The 17,836-nt window shown below is 71.0% G+C and carries 17 protein-coding genes; 8 read left to right on the forward strand and 9 right to left on the reverse strand.

Translation table 11 applies throughout. The annotated features are described in order from the left end of the window. Positions 1-246, forward strand: a 246-nt coding sequence (locus tag YU1_RS0114600; RefSeq protein WP_029004703.1) for an IS5/IS1182 family transposase, incomplete at its 5' end; no start/stop codon positions are given. Between the two features lie 13 nt (positions 247-259). Here the strand turns inward: YU1_RS0114600 and YU1_RS0114605 are convergent. Together YU1_RS0114605 and YU1_RS0114610 are read right to left on the reverse strand one after the other, a co-directional pair. Then, the gene (locus YU1_RS0114605) at positions 260-907 is read right to left on the reverse strand and encodes a TetR/AcrR family transcriptional regulator (RefSeq protein ID WP_156922150.1); all 648 of its coding nucleotides are present in this window, start codon (positions 905-907) and stop codon (positions 260-262) included. An 87-nt stretch (positions 908-994) separates the two neighbouring features. After that, positions 995-2,587 carry an FAD-dependent monooxygenase gene (locus tag YU1_RS0114610; protein WP_029004705.1) on the reverse strand — a complete coding sequence of 531 codons (1,593 nt, stop codon included), beginning with the start codon at positions 2,585-2,587 and terminating at the stop codon, positions 995-997. 216 nt (positions 2,588-2,803) lie between these two features. On the opposite strand from YU1_RS0114610, the gene YU1_RS0114615 reads away from it, so the two are divergent. The 4 genes from YU1_RS0114615 to YU1_RS0114630 all read left to right on the forward strand — a co-directional run bounded on the left by YU1_RS0114615 (position 2,804) and on the right by YU1_RS0114630 (position 7,212). Next, positions 2,804-4,189, forward strand: coding sequence for a DUF3422 family protein (locus tag YU1_RS0114615; RefSeq protein ID WP_084539885.1), 1,386 nt, complete (start codon positions 2,804-2,806; stop codon positions 4,187-4,189). A gap of 212 nt (positions 4,190-4,401) precedes the next feature. Beyond that, positions 4,402-5,250, forward strand: coding sequence for an alpha/beta hydrolase (locus YU1_RS0114620; RefSeq protein ID WP_051356882.1), 849 nt, complete (start codon positions 4,402-4,404; stop codon positions 5,248-5,250). Between the two features lie 86 nt (positions 5,251-5,336). Continuing rightward, positions 5,337-6,464: a hypothetical protein gene (locus tag YU1_RS0114625; protein WP_156922152.1), complete on the forward strand. Its 1,128-nt coding sequence runs from the start codon at positions 5,337-5,339 to the stop codon at positions 6,462-6,464. A 100-nt stretch (positions 6,465-6,564) separates the two neighbouring features. Beyond that, entirely contained in the window at positions 6,565-7,212 is a 648-nt protein-coding gene (locus YU1_RS0114630) for an MBL fold metallo-hydrolase (RefSeq protein WP_029004709.1), read from the forward strand. Positions 7,213-7,233: 21 nt separating this feature from the next. On the opposite strand, the gene YU1_RS0114635 is transcribed toward YU1_RS0114630, so the two are convergent. Beyond that, positions 7,234-8,934, reverse strand: coding sequence for a sensor domain-containing diguanylate cyclase (locus YU1_RS0114635; RefSeq protein WP_029004710.1), 1,701 nt, complete (start codon positions 8,932-8,934; stop codon positions 7,234-7,236). Between the two features lie 234 nt (positions 8,935-9,168). Between YU1_RS0114635 and YU1_RS29570 the strand changes: the two genes are divergently transcribed. Further along, entirely contained in the window at positions 9,169-9,618 is a 450-nt protein-coding gene (locus YU1_RS29570; RefSeq protein ID WP_035715452.1) for a MarR family winged helix-turn-helix transcriptional regulator, read from the forward strand. A gap of 8 nt (positions 9,619-9,626) precedes the next feature. After that, positions 9,627-10,913: a multidrug effflux MFS transporter gene (locus tag YU1_RS0114645; RefSeq protein WP_245263338.1), complete on the forward strand. Its 1,287-nt coding sequence runs from the start codon at positions 9,627-9,629 to the stop codon at positions 10,911-10,913. A gap of 4 nt (positions 10,914-10,917) precedes the next feature. Here YU1_RS0114645 and YU1_RS29575 read toward each other — a convergent pair whose 3' ends face one another. The 3 genes from YU1_RS29575 to YU1_RS29580 all read right to left on the reverse strand — a co-directional run bounded on the left by YU1_RS29575 (position 10,918) and on the right by YU1_RS29580 (position 15,598). After that, a complete protein-coding gene (locus tag YU1_RS29575; protein WP_035715455.1) occupies positions 10,918-13,371 on the reverse strand; it encodes a hypothetical protein in 2,454 nt (817 codons plus the stop codon). 60 nt (positions 13,372-13,431) lie between these two features. Next, the gene (locus YU1_RS0114660) at positions 13,432-14,658 is read right to left on the reverse strand and encodes an argininosuccinate synthase (RefSeq protein WP_029004712.1); all 1,227 of its coding nucleotides are present in this window, start codon (positions 14,656-14,658) and stop codon (positions 13,432-13,434) included. A gap of 112 nt (positions 14,659-14,770) precedes the next feature. Beyond that, positions 14,771-15,598: a phosphatase PAP2 family protein gene (locus YU1_RS29580; RefSeq protein WP_051356883.1), complete on the reverse strand. Its 828-nt coding sequence runs from the start codon at positions 15,596-15,598 to the stop codon at positions 14,771-14,773. Positions 15,599-15,723: 125 nt separating this feature from the next. On the opposite strand from YU1_RS29580, the gene YU1_RS0114670 reads away from it, so the two are divergent. Next, on the forward strand, positions 15,724-16,344 hold the full coding sequence (locus YU1_RS0114670; protein WP_029004713.1) for a 2-hydroxychromene-2-carboxylate isomerase: 621 nt from the start codon (positions 15,724-15,726) through the stop codon (positions 16,342-16,344). Between the two features lie 12 nt (positions 16,345-16,356). On the opposite strand, the gene YU1_RS32030 is transcribed toward YU1_RS0114670, so the two are convergent. The 3 genes from YU1_RS32030 to YU1_RS0114685 form a co-directional block, all read right to left on the reverse strand. Beyond that, positions 16,357-16,836 (reverse strand): hypothetical protein, encoded by a 480-nt coding sequence (locus YU1_RS32030; protein WP_029004714.1) that lies wholly within the window; start codon positions 16,834-16,836, stop codon positions 16,357-16,359. 113 nt (positions 16,837-16,949) lie between these two features. Continuing rightward, a complete protein-coding gene (locus tag YU1_RS29590) occupies positions 16,950-17,441 on the reverse strand; it encodes a hypothetical protein (RefSeq protein WP_051356884.1) in 492 nt (163 codons plus the stop codon). A 4-nt stretch (positions 17,442-17,445) separates the two neighbouring features. Beyond that, on the reverse strand, positions 17,446-17,832 hold the full coding sequence (locus tag YU1_RS0114685) for a VOC family protein (RefSeq protein ID WP_029004715.1): 387 nt from the start codon (positions 17,830-17,832) through the stop codon (positions 17,446-17,448). Positions 17,833-17,836 lie beyond the last annotated feature (4 nt).

Raw genomic sequence — 17,836 nt, forward strand, 5'->3', positions numbered from 1 at the left:
GCCTATGACAGCGACGCCCTGCGCGCCACAATCGCGGCAAGGAACGCGCAGGCGGTCATCCCGTCCAATCCATCCCGCGCCAGGAAGCATAGCCTCGACAGGCACCTCTACGCTCAGCGCCACCTGATCGAATGCTGCTTCTCCAAGCTCAAGCAGTTCAGGCGTGTCGCGACCCGCTTCGAGAAGACCGCGCGAAACTACCTCGCCATCGTCACAATCGCTGCCATCGTCCTGTGGATCAGGTAACTGTCCACACCACCTAGCCGCGCTCGGACGCGGGGGCGGCCCAGCGGGTGCGGGCGCGGCCCTCCGGCGTCAGCAGGCCGCAGAAGAACAGGTCGAGCGCCTTCTCGAACGCTTCGCGGGGAGTGGTGCCGGTGCGGGTGAGCAGCGCCGGCTCGTGCACCGCCTTGACCATCTGGAGCCAGTATTCGGTGAGGAAGGCCACGTCGATGTCGGCGCGCACCATGCCTTCCTCCACCCCCATGGCCAGCAGCCGGCCGAACACCAGCGGGATGTTGCGCTCCTTGATGGCGTTGATCTCGGCGAAGACGTGCGGCGCGTGGCGCTCGACGTCGTGCACGAAGGCCGGCGACATGGTGGCGAAATAGGAGGCGATGACGCGGAACACCGCCTCCAGCTTGTCCGCATAGGGCGTCGGCGCGGCCAGCAGCTCCATCACCCGGCGGCGGACGGTGTCGCCGGTGGCGGCCATGATGGCGGAGACGATGGCCTGCTTGGAGGGGAAATGCTGGTAGATGGTCTTCTTGCTCATGCCGAGCGCGAAGGCGAGGCCGTCCATGGTGAGGCCACTGTAGGTCTCCCGCAGCATGATCTCGCGGGCGGTCGCCAGGATGCGCCCGGCCGGGCCGTCGTCGAGGTCGATGGGCGGCAGCGGGTCCGGCACGATGGCGATGGCCTCCTTGCTTGGCGGCCCGGGGCTGGGAAGAACCCCGGCCGGCACGCGCTGGCGCGTGCCGGCCGGAGGACGCGCTCAGGCCGCCGACGCGCCAGGCGCGGGCCGTACCACACGATCCAGGTAGTTGGCGAGCGGGGCGAGGTCGCCGGCGGGGCCGCGCGCGGCGATCACCTGGTCCGGCCGTACCAGCACCCAGCCCGGCTTGGTGATGCGGTAGCGCTCGCGCACCAGCCCTTGCGGATCACTGGCCGGCGGCAGCGAGACGACGCGCAGCGCATCGCCGCAGCCCACCGTCGCCGCGTCCACCGTGAGAGGAGTGGCGGCGTCGGGGAACAGCAGCAGTGTGTGCGCCGTGCCGCCGATCAGCGGCCACAAGGCGGCGCTGGCGCCGGTGGCCGGATCGGAGAAGACGGCATCGAGCGCCCGGGTGCCGACCTCGGTGCGGCTCGGGCTGCGCGGCGGCGCGCCGAGCGCCACCAGCGGGCCGTCGTGATAGGTGACGGCGGTCTCCGACAGCTCGGTCTGGAGCTTCTTCTGCGCGGCCGGGAGATTGCCCATCACGGTCACCGCCAGATCGCGCACCAATTGGGTGATGCGGTTGCCGGCGAAGGCGATGTGCAGCTTCTGCGCCGCGCCCTTCACCACATCGTGGGCGACCGGCCGGCGCTCGGCCTCGTAGCTGTCCAGCAGCACGCTTGCGTCGCCGCGCCCGGCGAGCACGGAGGCGAGCTTCCAGGCGAGGTTGAAGGCGTCCTGCATGCCGGTGTTCATGCCCTGGCCGCCGGCCGGGCTGTGGATATGGGCGGCATCGCCGGCGATGAACACCCGGCCGACGCGGTACTTGGCCGCCAACCGCTCGTTGGTGCGGAAGGCGGACAGCCAGGTGGGATCGCGCAGCTTGCAGCCGGGCGGTCCGTGGCGGTCCATGTAGGCCTGCAATTCCTCCAGCGTGGGCGGGGCCTCGTTGGTGGCGTCCGCCCGCGCGCCGAAGATGCGCCAGGTGTGGGTCTCGAACGGGAAGAGGGCGACGGTGGCGCCGTTGTGCCACCAGATGTAGATGCTGCGATGGTCGAGGGCGCCGCCGTCGATCTTGACGTCGCCCAGCAGGAACATCTGCGGCTCGGTATAGCCGTCGAAGGCGATGTCCAGGGTGCGGCGCACGGTGCTGCGGGCGCCGTCGGTGCCCACCATGTAGGCCGCGCGCACCTCTTCCTCGCGCCCGTCCGCATGGGTGAGGCGGGCGGTGACGCCGTCCGCGTCCTGGGAGAAGGCGGCCAGTTCCACGCCGCGCTCCAGCGTGCCGCCGAGCTCGGCGAGCCGGGCGGTGAGGATCTCCTCGGTGCGGGACTGCGGCAGCAGCAGCGGAAAGGGATAGGGGCTGTCGATGCCCTCGCCCACCGCGAGCGCGGCGAGCGGCTTGGCGCCGTCGCCGACGATCAGCGAGTTGAGCCGCGCGCCGTCGGCCTCGAACTCAGCCACAGCGCCCATGGCGTGCAGCGCCTCCAGGCTGCCGCTCCACACCGCCAGCGCCTTGGAGACGGTCGCCGCCTGCGCGTTGCGGTCGATGACGCGCACATCGACGCCGAACCGCCGCAGCATGATGGCGAGCGACAGGCCGGTCGGCCCGCCGCCGGCAATCAGAACCGGAACATCCACCCTCTGTGCCATGGTCCTCATCCCCCTTGCGTGCGACGGCGGCCCTGACCGGCCTCGCGTTTTTGGAAGCCAAGGAAACCATATCGGTTTCCAAAGTTTCCGCAAGTGAAGTTCCGGTGACGGACTCGTGCCGGCACCGGCGCGCCCCGGCCCGCGCGGCCTGCGCGCAGCTGCCAGCTTGTCTTGGCCGCGGCTTCATGTCAGCACCTGAGGGCACGGAGGCGCAGGATGGTCGAGCAGCAGGGTGGAGCGGGACTGACAGAAACGGCCCGCGGCGACGCCCGCCCGGACGGCGCGGATCTCGGCGAGGGGCGGCTGCTCCTCGCCCATCCGCTCAGGGCCGCCGTGCTGGGCGAACTGCATGCCCGGCCGTTCTTTCCGGTGGAGACGCCGCGCCGCTTCCTCCACGTCGCCTTCCTGACCTCGCCCGCTGAGGCGCAGGCCGAGCGCGCCATGGTGACCGAGCTGTGCACCAGCCGGGGTGCGCCGGGCCCGCTGCCGGGCGCCAAGCACCACCGCGTCTCGTTCGGCGGCGCCACGCTGCGCTGGGAGGCGCATGCGGAATTCTCCACTTATACCTGGGACCTGCCCGCGGTGGAGGCGACCCCCGGCCAGTTGCCGTTCCACCCGCCGGCGGCGACGTTGGCGAGCCCGCTCACCCAATTGCCCCAGCCGGGGCCGCTGCTGGTGGCGGTGGACCTGCATCTCGTCACGGATTCCATGGAGGATATGCAGCTCGAGGGCGTGTTCGACCGGGCGAGCCTGGCGCGCTCCGACGTGAATGACGGCGCCGCCGAGATCGCCACCGACTTCAAGCCGGACCCGGCGGGCTTCGTGCGCATCCTGCTGCGCGACCGGGGCCTGGGCACGGAAGCGGCCGGCGCGCTGGTGCAGCGGCTGCTGGAGATCGAGACCTACCGCACGCTGGCGCTGCTCGGCCTGCCGGAGGCGCAGAAGCTCTCGCCCACCATCTCCAAGATCGAGGCCCGCCTCGCCCAGGCCACCGGCGAGATGACCCATTCCATGGGCCTTGCCGCCAACAACCGCCTGCTGGACGAACTGGTGGCGCTGGCGGCGGAGCTGGAGGCGGGGGCGGCGGCCTCGCTGTTCCGCTTCGGCGCCAGCCGCGCCTATCAGGAGATCGTGCGGCTGCGCCTCATCACCATCCGCGAGACGGTGGTGCCGGGCTTCCCCACCTGGCAGCAGTTCCTGGAGCGGCGGATGGCGCCGGCCATGCGCACCTGCCAGACGGTGGAGGAGCGCCAGTCCAACATCTCCGCCAAGCTGGCGCGCAGCGCCGACCTGCTGCGCACCCGCGTCGACGTGGAGCTGGAGCAGCAGAACCGCGACCTGCTCACCTCCATGAATGAGCGCACCCGGCTGCAACTGCGCCTCCAGCGCACGGTGGAAGGGCTGTCGGTCGCGGCCATCTCCTATTATGTGGCCAGCCTCGTCCATCTGCTGGCGGAAGGCATCCATACCAGCGGGTGGGACGAGCGCTTCGGCCTGCACATCAATCCGGGCGCGGTCACGGCGGTGGCTGTGCCTGTGGCCGTTATCGCCGTATGGTGGGTGGTGCGGCGTATCCGCAACGCTCATGGTGAGCACGACTGAGCCGGCCTGCGCCCTCCGGGGATGCGGGCCAGACGCCCGACCATTCCCGGCCCTTCGCGGAACCGCGCGGGACATCCGGGGCTTGAGCGGGGACGCGGCCGCCCGGCCGCTCCCTGGACGCCGCCGGCCGCCCATCGGCGCGGCCCCCTGACATCCGGCCCGCGCTCCACACGGCCGCGCACCGCTTGGCCAACGCAACGGAGGGACTCCGCTTGGACTACGAAACCGAATATGACAATCGGGCCCGCGTTCCGAACCATCCGGACATCGTCGCCGACTGGATTGCCCGGTCGGCCCGTCTGCGCGGGGACGTGCCCGCCGCCGATCTCGGCATTCCCTACGGCCCCTCGGGTCGGCAGGTGCTCGACATCCTGTGGCCCGACACCCACCGGCAGGCGCCGGTGGTGCTGTTCTTCCACGGCGGCTACTGGCAGCGCCAGCACCCGCGCGAGGTAAGCTTCGTGGCGCAGGGCTGCCTCGCCCACGGCGTCGCCGTGGCGCTGGCGGGCTATGACCTCGCGCCCCACGTGCCGGTGGGCAACATCATCGCCCAGGCGCGCGGCGCGGCCGTGTGCCTGCACCACCGCATCAAGCGCCGCATGGTGGTGAGCGGCCACTCAGCGGGCGGGCACCTGGCCGCCGCATTGACCGCCACCCGCTGGCACGACATCGACGTGCGCGGCGCCGACGACATGGTGACGGCGGGCCTCGGCCTGTCCGGCGTCTATGAACTGGAGCCGCTGGTCTCCACCCGCCTCAACGAGGCGCTGCGGCTGAACGATGCCGAGGCGCGCCGCCTGTCTCCGGCCTTCTGGCCCGTGCCCGCGGGCCGCACCTTCTCGGCCTATGTGGGAGCTGAGGAAAGCGCCGAGTTCCGCCGCCAGAGCCGGGATCTGGCCGCCGCCTGGACGGCCCAGGGCGTCGCGGCGGACAGCGTCGAGGTGCCGGGCGCCAACCATTTCACCATCGTCAACGAACTGGCGGACCCCGCTTCGCCCATGGTGGCGCGCCTGGTGGCCCTCGCCAATGCCGCCGAGGCCGGCGCCACGCTCGCCGCCTGACGGCGTCCTCGGGCGGTATCACGGGGCTTGCCTCGCCGGTCCGGGCTGCTATGGCTCCCGCTCTCACCGGGGCGGGGGCCATGCACATGCCACAGGCAGGGATCGAGGCAGGGCAGGCGGGTGCGCCGGGGCGCGCGGCCGGAAAGGCGTGGTCCGCCGGTCCTGCCCGCGGGGGCGCGGGCCGGGCCTGTACCCTGGCCCTGGCGCTTTTCTCGTCGCTGGGCGCGGGCGGGGCCTGGGCCCAGGCGGGCGATGGCGCCGCCACGGCACCGCAGAGCGCCAGCATTCCCCTGGTGGCCCGCCCGGATCGCTCCGGCTTCACCAATTTCGTCCGCGTCACCGCCGGGGGCGGCTCCGGCGGCACGGTGCTGCTGGACACCGGCTCCACCGGCCTGCGCATCCGCCAGGAGGCATTGGGCCCGGAGGTGACGCTCACCGACATTCCGCTCACCTATTCCTACACCAGCGGCAACGTGCTCACCGGCGTGCTCGGCTATGCGCTCGTCGCCTTCCCCGGCGCATCGCCGGCGGTGGCGACGGCCGAGCCCATCGCCATCCATGTGGTGCAGTCCATCACCTGCAAGCCGGAGGTGCCGAACTGCCCGAAGTGGAAACCGACCGAGGCGGGTGTCATGGGCGTCGCCTACAGCGCGGTGCCGGTGTTCAACCCGCTGGCGCAACTGCCCGGCGCCCTCGCCACCGGCTTCATCGTGGTGGCCAACGACCGCGCCGACCGGGCGCTCGCGCCGCGCATCGAGGTGGGGCTGACGCCTGCGAATACGGCGGGCTTCGCCTTCGCCTCCTTCGCGCCCGAGGACGGCCGCCAGCCGCAGGGCCTGAAGGCCTGGAACACCAAGAGCATCCCCACCTGCTTTTCGGTGGACGATGACCCGCCCGGCTGCGGGGTGACGGTGTTCGACACCGGAGCCGGCTCCGGCAGCTTCGAGACGCCCGGCCTCGATCCAGCCCTGCTGCACACCGGCATCCCGCGCGGGCACACGGTCACCACCAGCGTCGCGGGGGCGATGGCGCTCTCCGTCACCAGCGGCCGCAAGGCGTGGCTGAACCGCTACCGCTACGAGCCGCCGCACGGCAGCGTGAAGGGGTTCAATTCCGGCGGCCTCGTGTTCCGCTACTACAAGGTGCTGTTCGACGGCGTGAACGGCCGCATCGGCTTCTCGCCGGCCGGGCCGGTCACGGCGACGCGGAAGTGAGCGCGCCCGGCGGTTTCCATTCCCGGCCTTTCGTGCTCTGAAGGGCGCATGCCGTCCGGCCGCGCCGCGCGCGCGGCCGATCCCGCCCCGTGGAGATCCCATGCAGCCGATCCAGATCGCCATCGTGCCCGTGACGCCGTTCCAGCAGAACTGCTCCATCCTGTGGTGCACCGCCACCATGAAGGCGGCGGTGATCGATCCGGGCGGCGACCTGCCGCGCATCCAGGAAGCGCTGAAGGAGACCGGCGTCACGGTGGAGAAGATCCTGCTTACCCACGGTCATATGGACCATGCCGCCGGCGCGGCGGAGCTGTCGGAGACGCTGGGCGTCGGCATCGAAGGGCCGAACGCGGCCGACCAGTTCCTGCTGGACGGCCTGGTGGCCGCCGCCGAGCGCTTCGGCATGGCGGGCGCCCGCCCGGTGACGCCGGGGCGCTACCTGAAGGAGGGCGACACGGTGAGCGTCGGCAACCTGCTGCTCGACGTGCTGGACGTGCCCGGCCACACGCCGGGCCATGTGGTGTTCGTGCATAAGGACAGCGGCATCGCCGTGGTCGGCGACACGCTGTTCCGCGGCTCGGTGGGGCGTACCGACTTTCCCTATGGCGACCCCGACCTGCTGATCGCCGGCATCACCGCCAAGCTGCTGCCCCTGGGCGACCAGGTGGTGTGCCTGCCGGGTCACGGCCCGGTCACCAGCATCGGCGATGAGCGCGCCACCAATCCCTTCCTGACCGGCGCGGCCTAGAGCACGTTCCGTATCAAAGTGTTAGGCGGCGCCCGCCGCCTCGCGCGTGGCGAGGGCGACCCGGTTGCGGCCGGAATTCTTGGCCTCATAGAGCCCGAGATCGGCGCGCTCGATCACCTCGTCCACGTCGCGGTCCTGGTCCTCGGCCAGGGCCGCGCCGATGGAAATGGTGACGTCGATGGCGGTGCCCTCGAACACCACCCGCGTCGCGCCGATGGCGCTGCGGATGCGCTCGGCCAGCGCCATCATGGACGCTTCGTCCGTATCCTGGAGCAGGGCGACGAATTCCTCCCCGCCGAAGCGGGCGATGCGGTCGTGTGCCCGCAGGTTGGCGCTGAACGTGCTGGCCACATGCTTGATGACCGCATCGCCGGCGGGGTGGCCGTGGGTGTCGTTCACCAGCTTGAAGTGGTCGATGTCGGCCATCAGGATGCCGAGGCGGCCGAGGCTGTGGGCGCTTTGCAGCGCCACGTCAGCCACCTGGAGGAAGGAGCGGCGGTTGAGCAGGCCGGTCAGGGGATCGGTGTCGGCCAGCTCCTTCAGCGCGGCGATGTCCGCATCGTGCTGGCGGGAGAACAGCTCGAAGCGCAGTTCCGAGGACCCGAGGCGCCGGATCAGGGCGCGCAGCGCGCCGGACAGGCGCATCACCTCCAGGCTGCCGCGCTGGCGGGGCAGCATGGTGACATGGGGGTCGCGGCCGATCTCGTCCGCCGCCTTGGTCAGCGCGTCCAGCGGCCGGGCGATGCGGGCGGCGAGCCAGGCGGACAGGCCGACGCAGACCAGCAGCATGATGCCGCCGAGCCCGATGATGGTGAAGGCAAGGTTATAGGCCGAGGCGAAGGCGATTTCGGTGGACTGCTGGGCGACCACGATCCAGCCGAGGCCGGGATAATCCTGCTCGCCGTCGGCGGCGGCATAGCCGGTGAGCAGCTTCCGGCCGTCCCTGTCCTCGATGAAGGCGCCGGCCTTGGCATGGGCCATCTCGCGGATGCGCTCGGCCGGGAAGGCAGCGGCACCCACATTGGGGCCGAGCAGCACCTTGCCGTCGGCGGACACCACGTAGACGTCGGTGCCGGCGCGGGCCGCCAGCGCGGTCTGCCGCAGGCCTTCCGCCCAGCGCAGCGCGAGATGCGCGCCGAGCACGCCGAGCAGCCGGCCGTCCGGCGCGCGCATGGGGAAGGCGATATCGACGAAGCGGTCGGGCTCGTCGCTCGGCGCCGTCTGCAATAGCTTGGCCAGCAGCACGGCCTCGTGCACGTCGCCCACCATGGGGCCTTCGAGACCCTGCTTGAACCAGGGGCGGGCCGCGACCGAGGCGCCCTCCAGCATGCCCTGGGTGGCGGAAACGACCGTGCCGTCCGGCCGGGCGAAGCCGATCCAGGCGAAATAGCGCATGGAGGACTGGATACGGTCCAGCACGGTGCGCAACTGGGCGGGCGCGCCGTCCGCCGCCCCTTCCAGCGGGCACATGCCGGAGAGGATCTTGATCTCGCGGTAGCGCTCGAACATGTCCATGTCCAGGCGGTCGGCGAGGCCGGAGGCGGTGATGACCATGTCGTGCTTGATGCGTTCGGCCACCTCCGTGCCGCTCAGGCGGGCGGCGGCGAGCGAGACGAGGCCGAGGCCGAGCAGGCAGACGCAGCCCATCAGCAGCGTCATCTGCTGGGCGATGGTGCGGCTGTCCTGGAACTTGCGAAGCTTGTGACGGAGCGCTTCTCGCACGTCTCCTCCCGTCCCGCGCAGGGGCTCGACATTTTAGGACGAGGGGCCGGCTGCGGTCGCGCTCTGCGGCAGCGGCGGCGCATCCAGCGCTTGCGTTCTTGTCCGTCCTTACAACCGCGAGGTCAACCTACGTTGCTGTTCGTCCCCGCAAGCCTGACGTGCGACAGTCGCAGGCTGAAGGGCGCATGCATCGCCCTTGATCATAAGTGATGCTTATAGTAAGAAAGACTTAATATGTCCGAAACACCGCTCGGTTTTGTTCTCTTTGAGGTCGCCCGGCTCTATCGCGCGCGCACGGAGCGCGCGTTCGAGCAGGCGGGCCTTGGCATCACCTCCGGAGAGGCTCGCACGCTGGTCTATGTGAACCAGCATCCGGGCCTGCGCCAGACCGCGCTCGCCGAGAAGATGAACGTCGAACCCATGACATTGGTTGCCTCGCTGGACCGCCTGGAGGCGCACGACCTGGTTCGGCGCGAGCCGGACCCAAGCGACCGGCGGGCCAAGCTCGTGAACCTGACGCCCTCGGCGGCGCCGCTGATGGCGCGCATCACCGCCGTGGCGGCGGAGGCCCGCGCCGAGACGCTCCAGGGCCTGTCCGACGACCAGGTGGCGGCGTTCCGCGCCACCCTCGAACACCTGCGGGCCAATCTGGTGCGGTGCGCCCGCGCGCCGGAGGATGCATGAAGCCAGTCATGAGCGAAACCCGCACCGCGGCCATCGGGGCGATGATCGTGGTGCTCGGCCCCATCAGCATGTCGCTCTATACGCCCGCGCTGCCGGCGCTGGTGGCGGCGTTCCATACGACGCCGGCCATGCTGAAGCTGACGCTCTCGGTCTATTTCTTCGGCTTCGCCTTTTCCCAGCTCGCCTGCGGCCCGCTCTCCGACGCCTTCGGCCGCCGGCCGACCGCGCTCGGCTTCTTTCTCATCTATCTCATCGGCAGCGTGGTGGCCGCCTTCGCGCCCGACATCACCTGGCTGATCATCGGCCGCGGCCTCCAGGGCGTCGGCGTGGCGGCGGGGCCGGCGGTGTCGCGGGCCATCGTGCGCGACCAGTTCACCGGGCAGCCCTCCGCCCGCATCATGAACCTCATCGCCACCATGCTGGCCATCGGCCCGGCCATCGCGCCGACCATCGGCGGGGCCATCCTCTCCACCCTGGGCTGGCAGCCCATCTTCCTGGTGATGGTGATCTACGGCCTCGTGCTGGTGGCCCTGCTGGCGCTGTTCGTGCCGGAGACCAACCGGGCGCCGGACCGTGCCCATGCCCATCCCTGGCGGGTGGTGAAGAACTACCGGACGCTGCTGTCCGATCCGCGCTTCCTGCGGCCGAGCCTCATCATCGGCTTCACGCTCGGCGGCATCTACACCCTCGCCGCCATCCTGCCGTTCGTGCTCATCGACCATATCGGCCTGACGCCGGTGCAGTTCGGGCTGGCGATGATCTGCCAGACCGGCTCGTTCATGACCGGATCGCTGGTGACGGGCCGCCTGCTCAGGCGCTTCAAGGCCGACGCGCTGATCCCCGTGGGGCTCGCCATCGTGCTGGTGGCGGCGGCGGGGATGGCGGTGGCGATCCGCATCTTCCCCGGCTCGGCGGTCGCGGCCATGCTGCCGGTGGCGGTGTGGGCCTTCGGCATCGCCCTGCTGCTGCCGGGCGGCACCACCAGCGCCCTGTCCGGCTTCCCGCACATCGCCGGGGCGGCCTCGGCGGCCATGGGCTTCCTGCAGATCGGCGGCGGCCTGCTGGGCACCACGGTGGCCAGCGCCTTCTCCGAGCCGGCCGAGGCCTTCACCATCGTCATCCCCGGCATGGCGGTAGCCGGGCTTGCCGCCTTCGCCCTGCTGCGGCCGCGCCCGGCGCCGGGCCGGGCGGTGCGGATCTCCGAGCCGGACCTTGAAATCTCCACCGACCCCGCCGGCCTGGTGGGCGCGGCGGGCGACGAGATCGAGGCCAAGGTGTTCCGCAAGACCGCCTGAGCGGTCACTTCAGCGAGACGTTGAGCACCTGGGTGAGGCAGTTGCCCGGCATGCCGTCGGCCAGTTCCAGCGCCCAGCGGTGGGACAGGTTGGGCATGTGCTCCCCATTGACCCGCAGGCTGAGATTGCCGGTGCAGATTGGGCCCGTGCGGGTGTCGATCTGGACGAGGATGATGTTCTCGCCGGCCTTCAGCAGCGGCAGGATGGGGACCCAACGCGTCGGGCGGTTGGCGTCGGCGATCTCCACCACCTGGCCGTTGACGGTCACGCGCATGCTGTCGCGCACCTGGTCGGCCTGGATCTCGGCGGTCCTTATGTTCCGGTAGGTCATCGGGTCCGGCGGGCATAGCAGGCCCGCCCGTCCGCAGGCTTCCGCCGAGATGATGTCGCGGGCCAGGAAGGCGCCGGCCCCCAGCACCACCGTCACCCCCAGCAGGCCGCTGACCCCGATGATGACCGGCTTGAGCCACTTGAGCTTGGGGTTCGCCGGCAGCGGGATCGCCGGCAGCTTCGGCTTCGGCAGCTTGAGCTTGGGGACTTTCAGCTTGGGCAGCTTGAGCCGGGGCAGGCCGAGCCGTGGCAGCCTGAGCCCGGGCAGGCGGAACCGCCGCTTGGCCTGTCCGGCCATCGCCGCCGGTGCGACCACGACCGGGGCGGCGTCATAGTCCTCGTTCGCGGCGGCCGCGATGTCGAAGCCGACGCCGTCGTCGTCCTCATCATCGTCTTCGTCGTCCGCGTCCTCATCGCCGAGTTCCGGGGCGGTGGGCGGAGCGGCCTCGGCCGCAGGAGCGGCGGGAGCCGCCCCGGCAGGCGCGGGCTCGGGCTCGGGTTCGGGGGCAGCCTTTGCGGCGGCCTCCGCTGCCGCGCGCTTGGCCTCGGCGGCGAGGCGGCGCTCGCGATTGGCCTTGGCGAAGTCGAACGGGTCTTCTTCTTCTTCCTCAGCGGCAGATGCGGCGACGGGCTCGGGTTCGGGCTCCGGAGCAGCTTTCGCTGCGGCCTCTGCTGCCGCGCGCTTGGCCTCGGCGGCGAGGCGGCGTTCGCGATTGGCCTTGGCGAAGTCGAACGGGTCTTCTTCCTCCTCGGCGGCGGCTGGGGCGGCGGCAGGCGCGGGCTCCGGTTCCGGGACAGCCTTCGCTGCGGCCTCCGCTGCCGCGCGCTTGGCTTCGGCGGCTAGGCGGCGTTCGCGGTTCGCCTTGGAGAAATCGAACGGGTCTTCTTCCTCCTCGGCGGCGGCCGGGGTGGGTTCAGGCGCGGGTTCGGGCTCCGGCGGGGCCTTTGCGGCGGCCTCGGCGGCGGCACGCTTAGCCTCGGCGGCAAGGCGGCGTTCGCGATTGGCCTTGGCGAAGTCGAACGGGTCTTCTTCTTCCTCGGCGGCGGCTGGGGCGGGTTCAGGCGCGGGCTCGGGTTCCGGGACAGCCTTGGCGGCGGCCTCCGCTGCCGCGCGCTTGGCTTCGGCGGCTAGGCGGCGTTCGCGGTTCGCCTTGGAGAAATCGAACGGGTCTTCTTCCTCCTCGGCGGCGGCCGGGGTGGGTTCAGGCGCGGGTTCGGGCTCCGGCGGGGCCTTTGCGGCGGCCTCGGCGGCGGCACGCTTAGCCTCGGCGGCAAGGCGGCGTTCGCGATTGGCCTTGGCGAAGTCGAACGGGTCTTCTTCTTCCTCGGCGGCGGCTGGGGCGGGTTCAGGCGCGGGCTCGGGTTCCGGGACAGCCTTGGCGGCGGCCTCCGCTGCCGCGCGCTTGGCTTCGGCGGCGAGGCGGCGTTCGCGGTTCGCCTTGGAGAAATCGAAGGGGTCTTCTTCCTCGTCAGCGGCGGCCGGGGCAGATTCCGGCGCGGGCTCGGGTTCCGGCGGTGCCTTTGCGGCGGCCTCTGCGGCGGCACGCTTGGCCTCGGCGGCGAGACGGCGCTCGCGGTTGGCCTTGGAGAAGTCGAACGGGTCTTCTTCCTCCTCGGCGGCGGCCGGGGTGGGTTCCGGCGCGGGTTCGGGTTCCGGCGGGGCCTTTGCGGCGGCCTCCGCTGCGGCGCGCTTGGCTTCGGCGGCGAGGCGGCGTTCGCGGTTGGCCTTGGAGAAGTCGAAGGGGTCTTCTTCTTCCTCGGCGGCGGCCGGGGCGGGTTCTGGCGCGGGTTCGGGCTCCGGCGGGGCCTTCGCTGCGGCTTCGGCTGCGGCGCGCTTGGCCTCGGCGGCAAGGCGGCGTTCGCGGTTGGCCTTGGAGAAATCGAACGGGTCTTCTTCCTCCTCGGCGGCGGCCGGGGCGGGTTCTGGCGCGGGTTCGGGTTCCGGCGGGGCCTTTGCGGCGGCCTCTGCGGCGGCGCGCTTGGCCTCGGCGGCAAGGCGGCGCTCGCGGTTGGCCTTGGCGAAGTCGAACAGATCATCGTCCGCCCCGGCGGCATTCGCCGCGGCGGTGTCGTCCGTGCCAACGCCCTCTTGCGCAGCCTGAGCGGCCTCGTCCAAGGCCTGACCCATGGACCCATCCTCCGTTACAGGGCTACCGCCCGCAGGAGGATGGGTCTACAACTCCAAGCTTTATTGAGCCTTGCGGGCGCGAGCGGCCGTGGTACGCAGGCGCAAGGCGTTGAGCTTGATGAAGCCGGCGGCGTCGCGATGGTCGTAGGCGACGGCGCCTTCCTCGAAGGTCACCAGCTCCTGATTGTAGAGCGAGTAGGGGCTCCGGCGGCCGATCACGGTGACGTTGCCCTTGTAGAGCTTCACGGTGACTTCGCCGGTCACATAATGCTGCGAGTGGTCGATGGCGGCCTGCAGCATCTCGCGCTCGGGCGCGAACCAGAAGCCGTTGTAGATCATCTCCGCATAGCGCGGCATGAGCTCGTCCTTGAGATGCGCCGCGCCGCGGTCGAGCGTGATGCTCTCGATGCCGCGGTGGGCCGCCAGCAGGATGGTGCCGCCGGGGGTCTCGTAGACGCCGCGCGACTTCATGCCGACGAAGCGGTTCTCCACCAGGTCCAGCCGGCCGATGCCGTTGGCCTTGCCCAGCTCGTTGAGCTTGGCGAGCAGGCTGGCCGGGCTCAGCGCCTCGCCATTGATGGCGATCGCGTCGCCCTTCTCGAAGGCGATGGTGATGACGGTCGCGGCGTCAGGGGCCGCCTCCGGCGAGATGGTGCGCTGGTAGACATATTCCGGCGCGTCCTCGGCCGGATCCTCCAGCACCTTCCCCTCGGAAGAGGAGTGCAGCAGGTTGGCGTCCACGGAGAACGGAGCCTCGCCGCGCTTGTCCTTGGCGATCGGGATCTGGTGCGCCTCGGCGAATTCCAGCAGGCGGGTGCGCGAGGTCAGGTCCCACTCGCGCCAGGGCGCGATCACGGTGATCTCCGGCTCCAGCGCGTAATAGGCCAATTCGAACCGCACCTGGTCGTTGCCCTTGCCGGTGGCGCCGTGGGAGACGGCGTCGGCGCCGACCTTGCGGGCGATCTCGATCTGCTTCTTGGCGATCAGCGGGCGGGCGATGGAGGTGCCCAGCAGGTACAGGCCCTCATACACCGCATTGGCGCGGAACATGGGGAAGACGTAGTCGCGCACGAATTCTTCGCGCACGTCCTCGATGAAGATGTTTTCCGGCTTGATGCCGAGCAGTTCCGCCTTCTTGCGCGCCGGCTCCAGCTCCTCGCCCTGGCCGAGGTCGGCGGTGAAGGTCACCACCTCGCACTGGTAGGTGGTCTGGAGCCACTTCAGGATCACCGAGGTGTCCAGCCCGCCCGAATAAGCGAGGACCACCTTCTTCACGTCGCGCGACATACACTTCTCTCGAAGGCTTGAGCGGCTTCGCGTCGGAAGCCGGCTGCGGTTGGGTCGAAACGCCTTGTCCGCCGCCGCGCGGCCGCGGGACGGGGGCAAAAATCCGCGCGGACTATAGGCCCGCGCCGCGCCGTGGCAAGTAGCGCGCGATCAGCGCGGCGATCCACCGCCCCACGAGGCGGGCGCCCCGGGCGATGTACCGCGCGCCCAGCGCCACGAGCCGGTGCAGGGCGCGTCCGGTGCGCGCCACCGCCGCCTCGGCCGCGGCGTCGCTCGGCGCGCCCCGCCGGTCGAACAGTCCCCAGCGCAGCAGCAGGATCAGCAGGATCACCAGCACGCCGGAGAACACCACGTCGGTGAAGAAATGCCCGCCGAAGGCGATGCGCAGCCCGCCCGCCGCCGCGCCGAAGGCCACCGCCGCGCCGAGCGCCACGGGCCGCAGCGGGCCGGGCACGAGGCTCGCCGGCGCCACCATCCAGAAGCCGAGCGCGCCCTCGCCGGAGACGAAGGAACAGTTGCCGGGACAGGTGCCGGCGGTGGAGAACCAGGGGCTGAACGCCTTCTGCCCGCCGAATTCCTCCACATGCACCGGGCGGGGGCGGCCCCATTTCTCCTTCAGGATGCCGTTGACCATCAGGCCGGGGCCAATCGCCATGGACAACGCCAGCAGCAGCGCCGGGCGCGCCGGCATCAGCATGCGACGGCCGGGAAACAGCAGCTTCAGGGCGAGGGCGATGAAGGCGGGGGCGGCGAACACCCAGGGCAGGATGTTGCCCGCCTGGCGCAACGTCTTGCCCCAGGGCGCGGCGGCGAGCTGGAAGCTGCGGCTGCCGGCATCCCAGAACCAGGCGGTGATGGCGAGGTCCCAGGCCGGGAAGACGGTGAACAGGATGGCCACCGCAGCGCCCACGACCAGGGTGAAGAACGCCAGCCACCGCAATGAGATACCCCTTCTCGCCTCGGCCGTCCCGCCGGTCGTTTGCCGCCCCGCTTTTGATCTCGACCCTTGCCGCGGGCCGCGTTCGGCGGGACATTCCGGCCACGATGTACGCGGAGGAGACGGCAATGAGAAGGCCAGCGCTTGATTTCTATTATGAGTTCTCCTCGCCCTATTCCTATCTCTCCGCCGCCCGAATCGGCCCGCTGGCCGAGGCGGCGGGCGTGCAGGTCGCCTGGAGGCCGTTCATGCTCGGGCCGATCTTCGCCGAGCAGGGCTACAATTCCTCGCCCTTCGCCGACCTGCCGCTGAAGGGCGCGCACATGTGGCGCGACGTGGAGCGGCTCGCCGTCCATTACGGCCTGCCGGACATCACCAAGCCCGACCCGTTTCCGGTGAACACGCTGTTCGCCGCGCGGGTGGCGCTGCGCCTCAACGACGCCTCGCGCCCGGCCTTCACCGTCGCGGCGTTCAAGGCGCTGTTCGCCCAGGGGCGGGACATTTCCGACCGGGAGGTGGTGCGCCAGCTGCTGGCCGGGCTCGGCCATTTCTGCGCCGACGTGATGGAGCATGCGGAGACGCCGCAGAACAAGGAGGCGCTGAAGTTCCAGACGGCGCAGGCGCGGGCGGCGGGCGTGTTCGGCGCGCCGAGCTTCGTGACCAGCGACGGCGAGCTGTTCTGGGGCAACGACCGCCTGGAGATGGCCATCGCTCATGCCGCGGCGATCGCCCGGGCCAAGGCCTCCTGAGCCGTCCAGGCCTCAGATGGCCGGGGGAAGCTCGAACGAGGGCGTGCGGAAGCCGGCGTTCCAGCCGGCCACGCCCCAATAGGCGAGGCCGCCGACGAGGCCGGCGGTGAGCATGTGGTCGGGGCTGACGACGGGCAGGCCCGAGGCGAGGCCGAGCGTGTAGAGGTGCGAGGCGAGGAAGCCGGAGGCCGCGCCGTTCGCCGCCTGGAACATCCAGGAGCGCAGGAACAGGACCTCGGTGGCGACGACGCCGATCAGGGCGATCTTCCAGATCGTCACGATCTGCGCCAGGCAGGCCGCCACCAGCACCAGGAACGGCGGGTTGCGGGCGGCAAGGGCGAGGCCGGCGTCGGCGATCCAGATGTCGGAGACCATCGGCAGCGGCGTGACGGAGATGCCGTAGGCCGCCACGAGGCTTCCCGCGAGAATCGCCACCGCGAGCCCGGCGGAAACCACCAGCAGGCGCGTCAGAAGCCAGCCGTACGAATCCACGCGTCTCCCCGCCCGTCATCCTGGAGCCTGGGGCGACCCTAGCAGGGCCGAGCTTGCTCCAGCCTGAACAGATCCGGCTGCCGCGCAGATTTTCGGGGGGGCGAAGCCGCCGCTCACGCCGCCGGCGGCGCGGGCGTCCGGGGCAGGGCCTGTGCCGGGCGCAGGGGCCGCCAGAAGCCGGCGCTCCATCCGGCCACCAGCCAGTAGACGAGGCCGCCGGCGAGGCCCGCCGCGAGGATGTAGAACGGATCGGCGGGCGGGCTCGCCTCGCCGCTGACGGTCGGGAACAACCAGGCGCCGACGAAGGCGGAGACCGCGCCGTTGGCCACGTGGAAGATCCAGGAGCGCACCGCGAAGGTCTCCGCGAACAGCACCCCCACGAGGCCCACCAGCCACATGACGCAGACCAGGAAGGTGACGAGGAAGGTGCCGGTGAACAGCGCCTCCATCACCGCGATCCAGGTCTCGGGCGTGAAATTCTGGTCCGCCAGCGCGCCGATGCGCCATTGGCCGAACAGGATGATGGCGACGCCGGACAGGATGGCGGCGAGCAGGCCGATGGGAATCAGCAGCAGGCGGAGGAGGAGGCGGAAGACGGAATCCACGAGGTCAGACCGGGCTGTGGCAGACGGCTTCGATATTGTGGCCGTCCGGATCGAGGACGAAGGCGGCGTAATAGGAGGGATGGTAGTGCGGCCGCAGGCCCGGCGCGCCGTTGTCCCGCCCGCCCGCCGCCAGAGCGGCGCGGTGGAAGGCGTCCACCGCGTCCCGGTCCGGCGCCGCGAAGGCCACGTGCACGGGGCCGACGGCGCCCGGCGCGGGGCTGATCCAGAACACCGGCTTGCCGCCGGGGCCGAAGCCCGCATGGGCGACGGTGCCGGTCTCCGCCGCGCTCACCTCCATGGCGCAGGCGATGCCGAGCGGGGCCAAAGCGGCGGTGTAGAAGGCCTTGGCGCGGGCGAAATCGCTCACCGCGACGCCGATATGGTCGAGCAGGCCC

It is taken from the genome of Azorhizobium doebereinerae UFLA1-100 (genome assembly GCF_000473085.1).
Lineage (GTDB): Bacteria > Pseudomonadota > Alphaproteobacteria > Rhizobiales > Xanthobacteraceae > Azorhizobium > Azorhizobium doebereinerae.

What these genes read in the sequence shown, in the direction of transcription:
- YU1_RS0114610 (WP_029004705.1), bottom strand. Translation starts at nt 2,587, where the DNA reads ATGGCACAGAGGGTGGATGTTCCGGTTCTGATTGCCGGCGGCGGGCCG.
- YU1_RS0114615 (WP_084539885.1), top strand. Translation starts at nt 2,804, where the DNA reads ATGGTCGAGCAGCAGGGTGGAGCGGGACTGACAGAAACGGCCCGCGGC.
- YU1_RS0114625 (WP_156922152.1), top strand. Translation starts at nt 5,337, where the DNA reads ATGCCACAGGCAGGGATCGAGGCAGGGCAGGCGGGTGCGCCGGGGCGC.
- YU1_RS0114630 (WP_029004709.1), top strand. Translation starts at nt 6,565, where the DNA reads ATGCAGCCGATCCAGATCGCCATCGTGCCCGTGACGCCGTTCCAGCAG.
- YU1_RS29570 (WP_035715452.1), top strand. Translation starts at nt 9,169, where the DNA reads ATGTCCGAAACACCGCTCGGTTTTGTTCTCTTTGAGGTCGCCCGGCTC.
- YU1_RS0114645 (WP_245263338.1), top strand. Translation starts at nt 9,627, where the DNA reads ATGAGCGAAACCCGCACCGCGGCCATCGGGGCGATGATCGTGGTGCTC.
- YU1_RS29575 (WP_035715455.1), bottom strand. Translation starts at nt 13,371, where the DNA reads ATGGGTCAGGCCTTGGACGAGGCCGCTCAGGCTGCGCAAGAGGGCGTT.
- YU1_RS0114660 (WP_029004712.1), bottom strand. Translation starts at nt 14,658, where the DNA reads ATGTCGCGCGACGTGAAGAAGGTGGTCCTCGCTTATTCGGGCGGGCTG.
- YU1_RS0114670 (WP_029004713.1), top strand. Translation starts at nt 15,724, where the DNA reads ATGAGAAGGCCAGCGCTTGATTTCTATTATGAGTTCTCCTCGCCCTAT.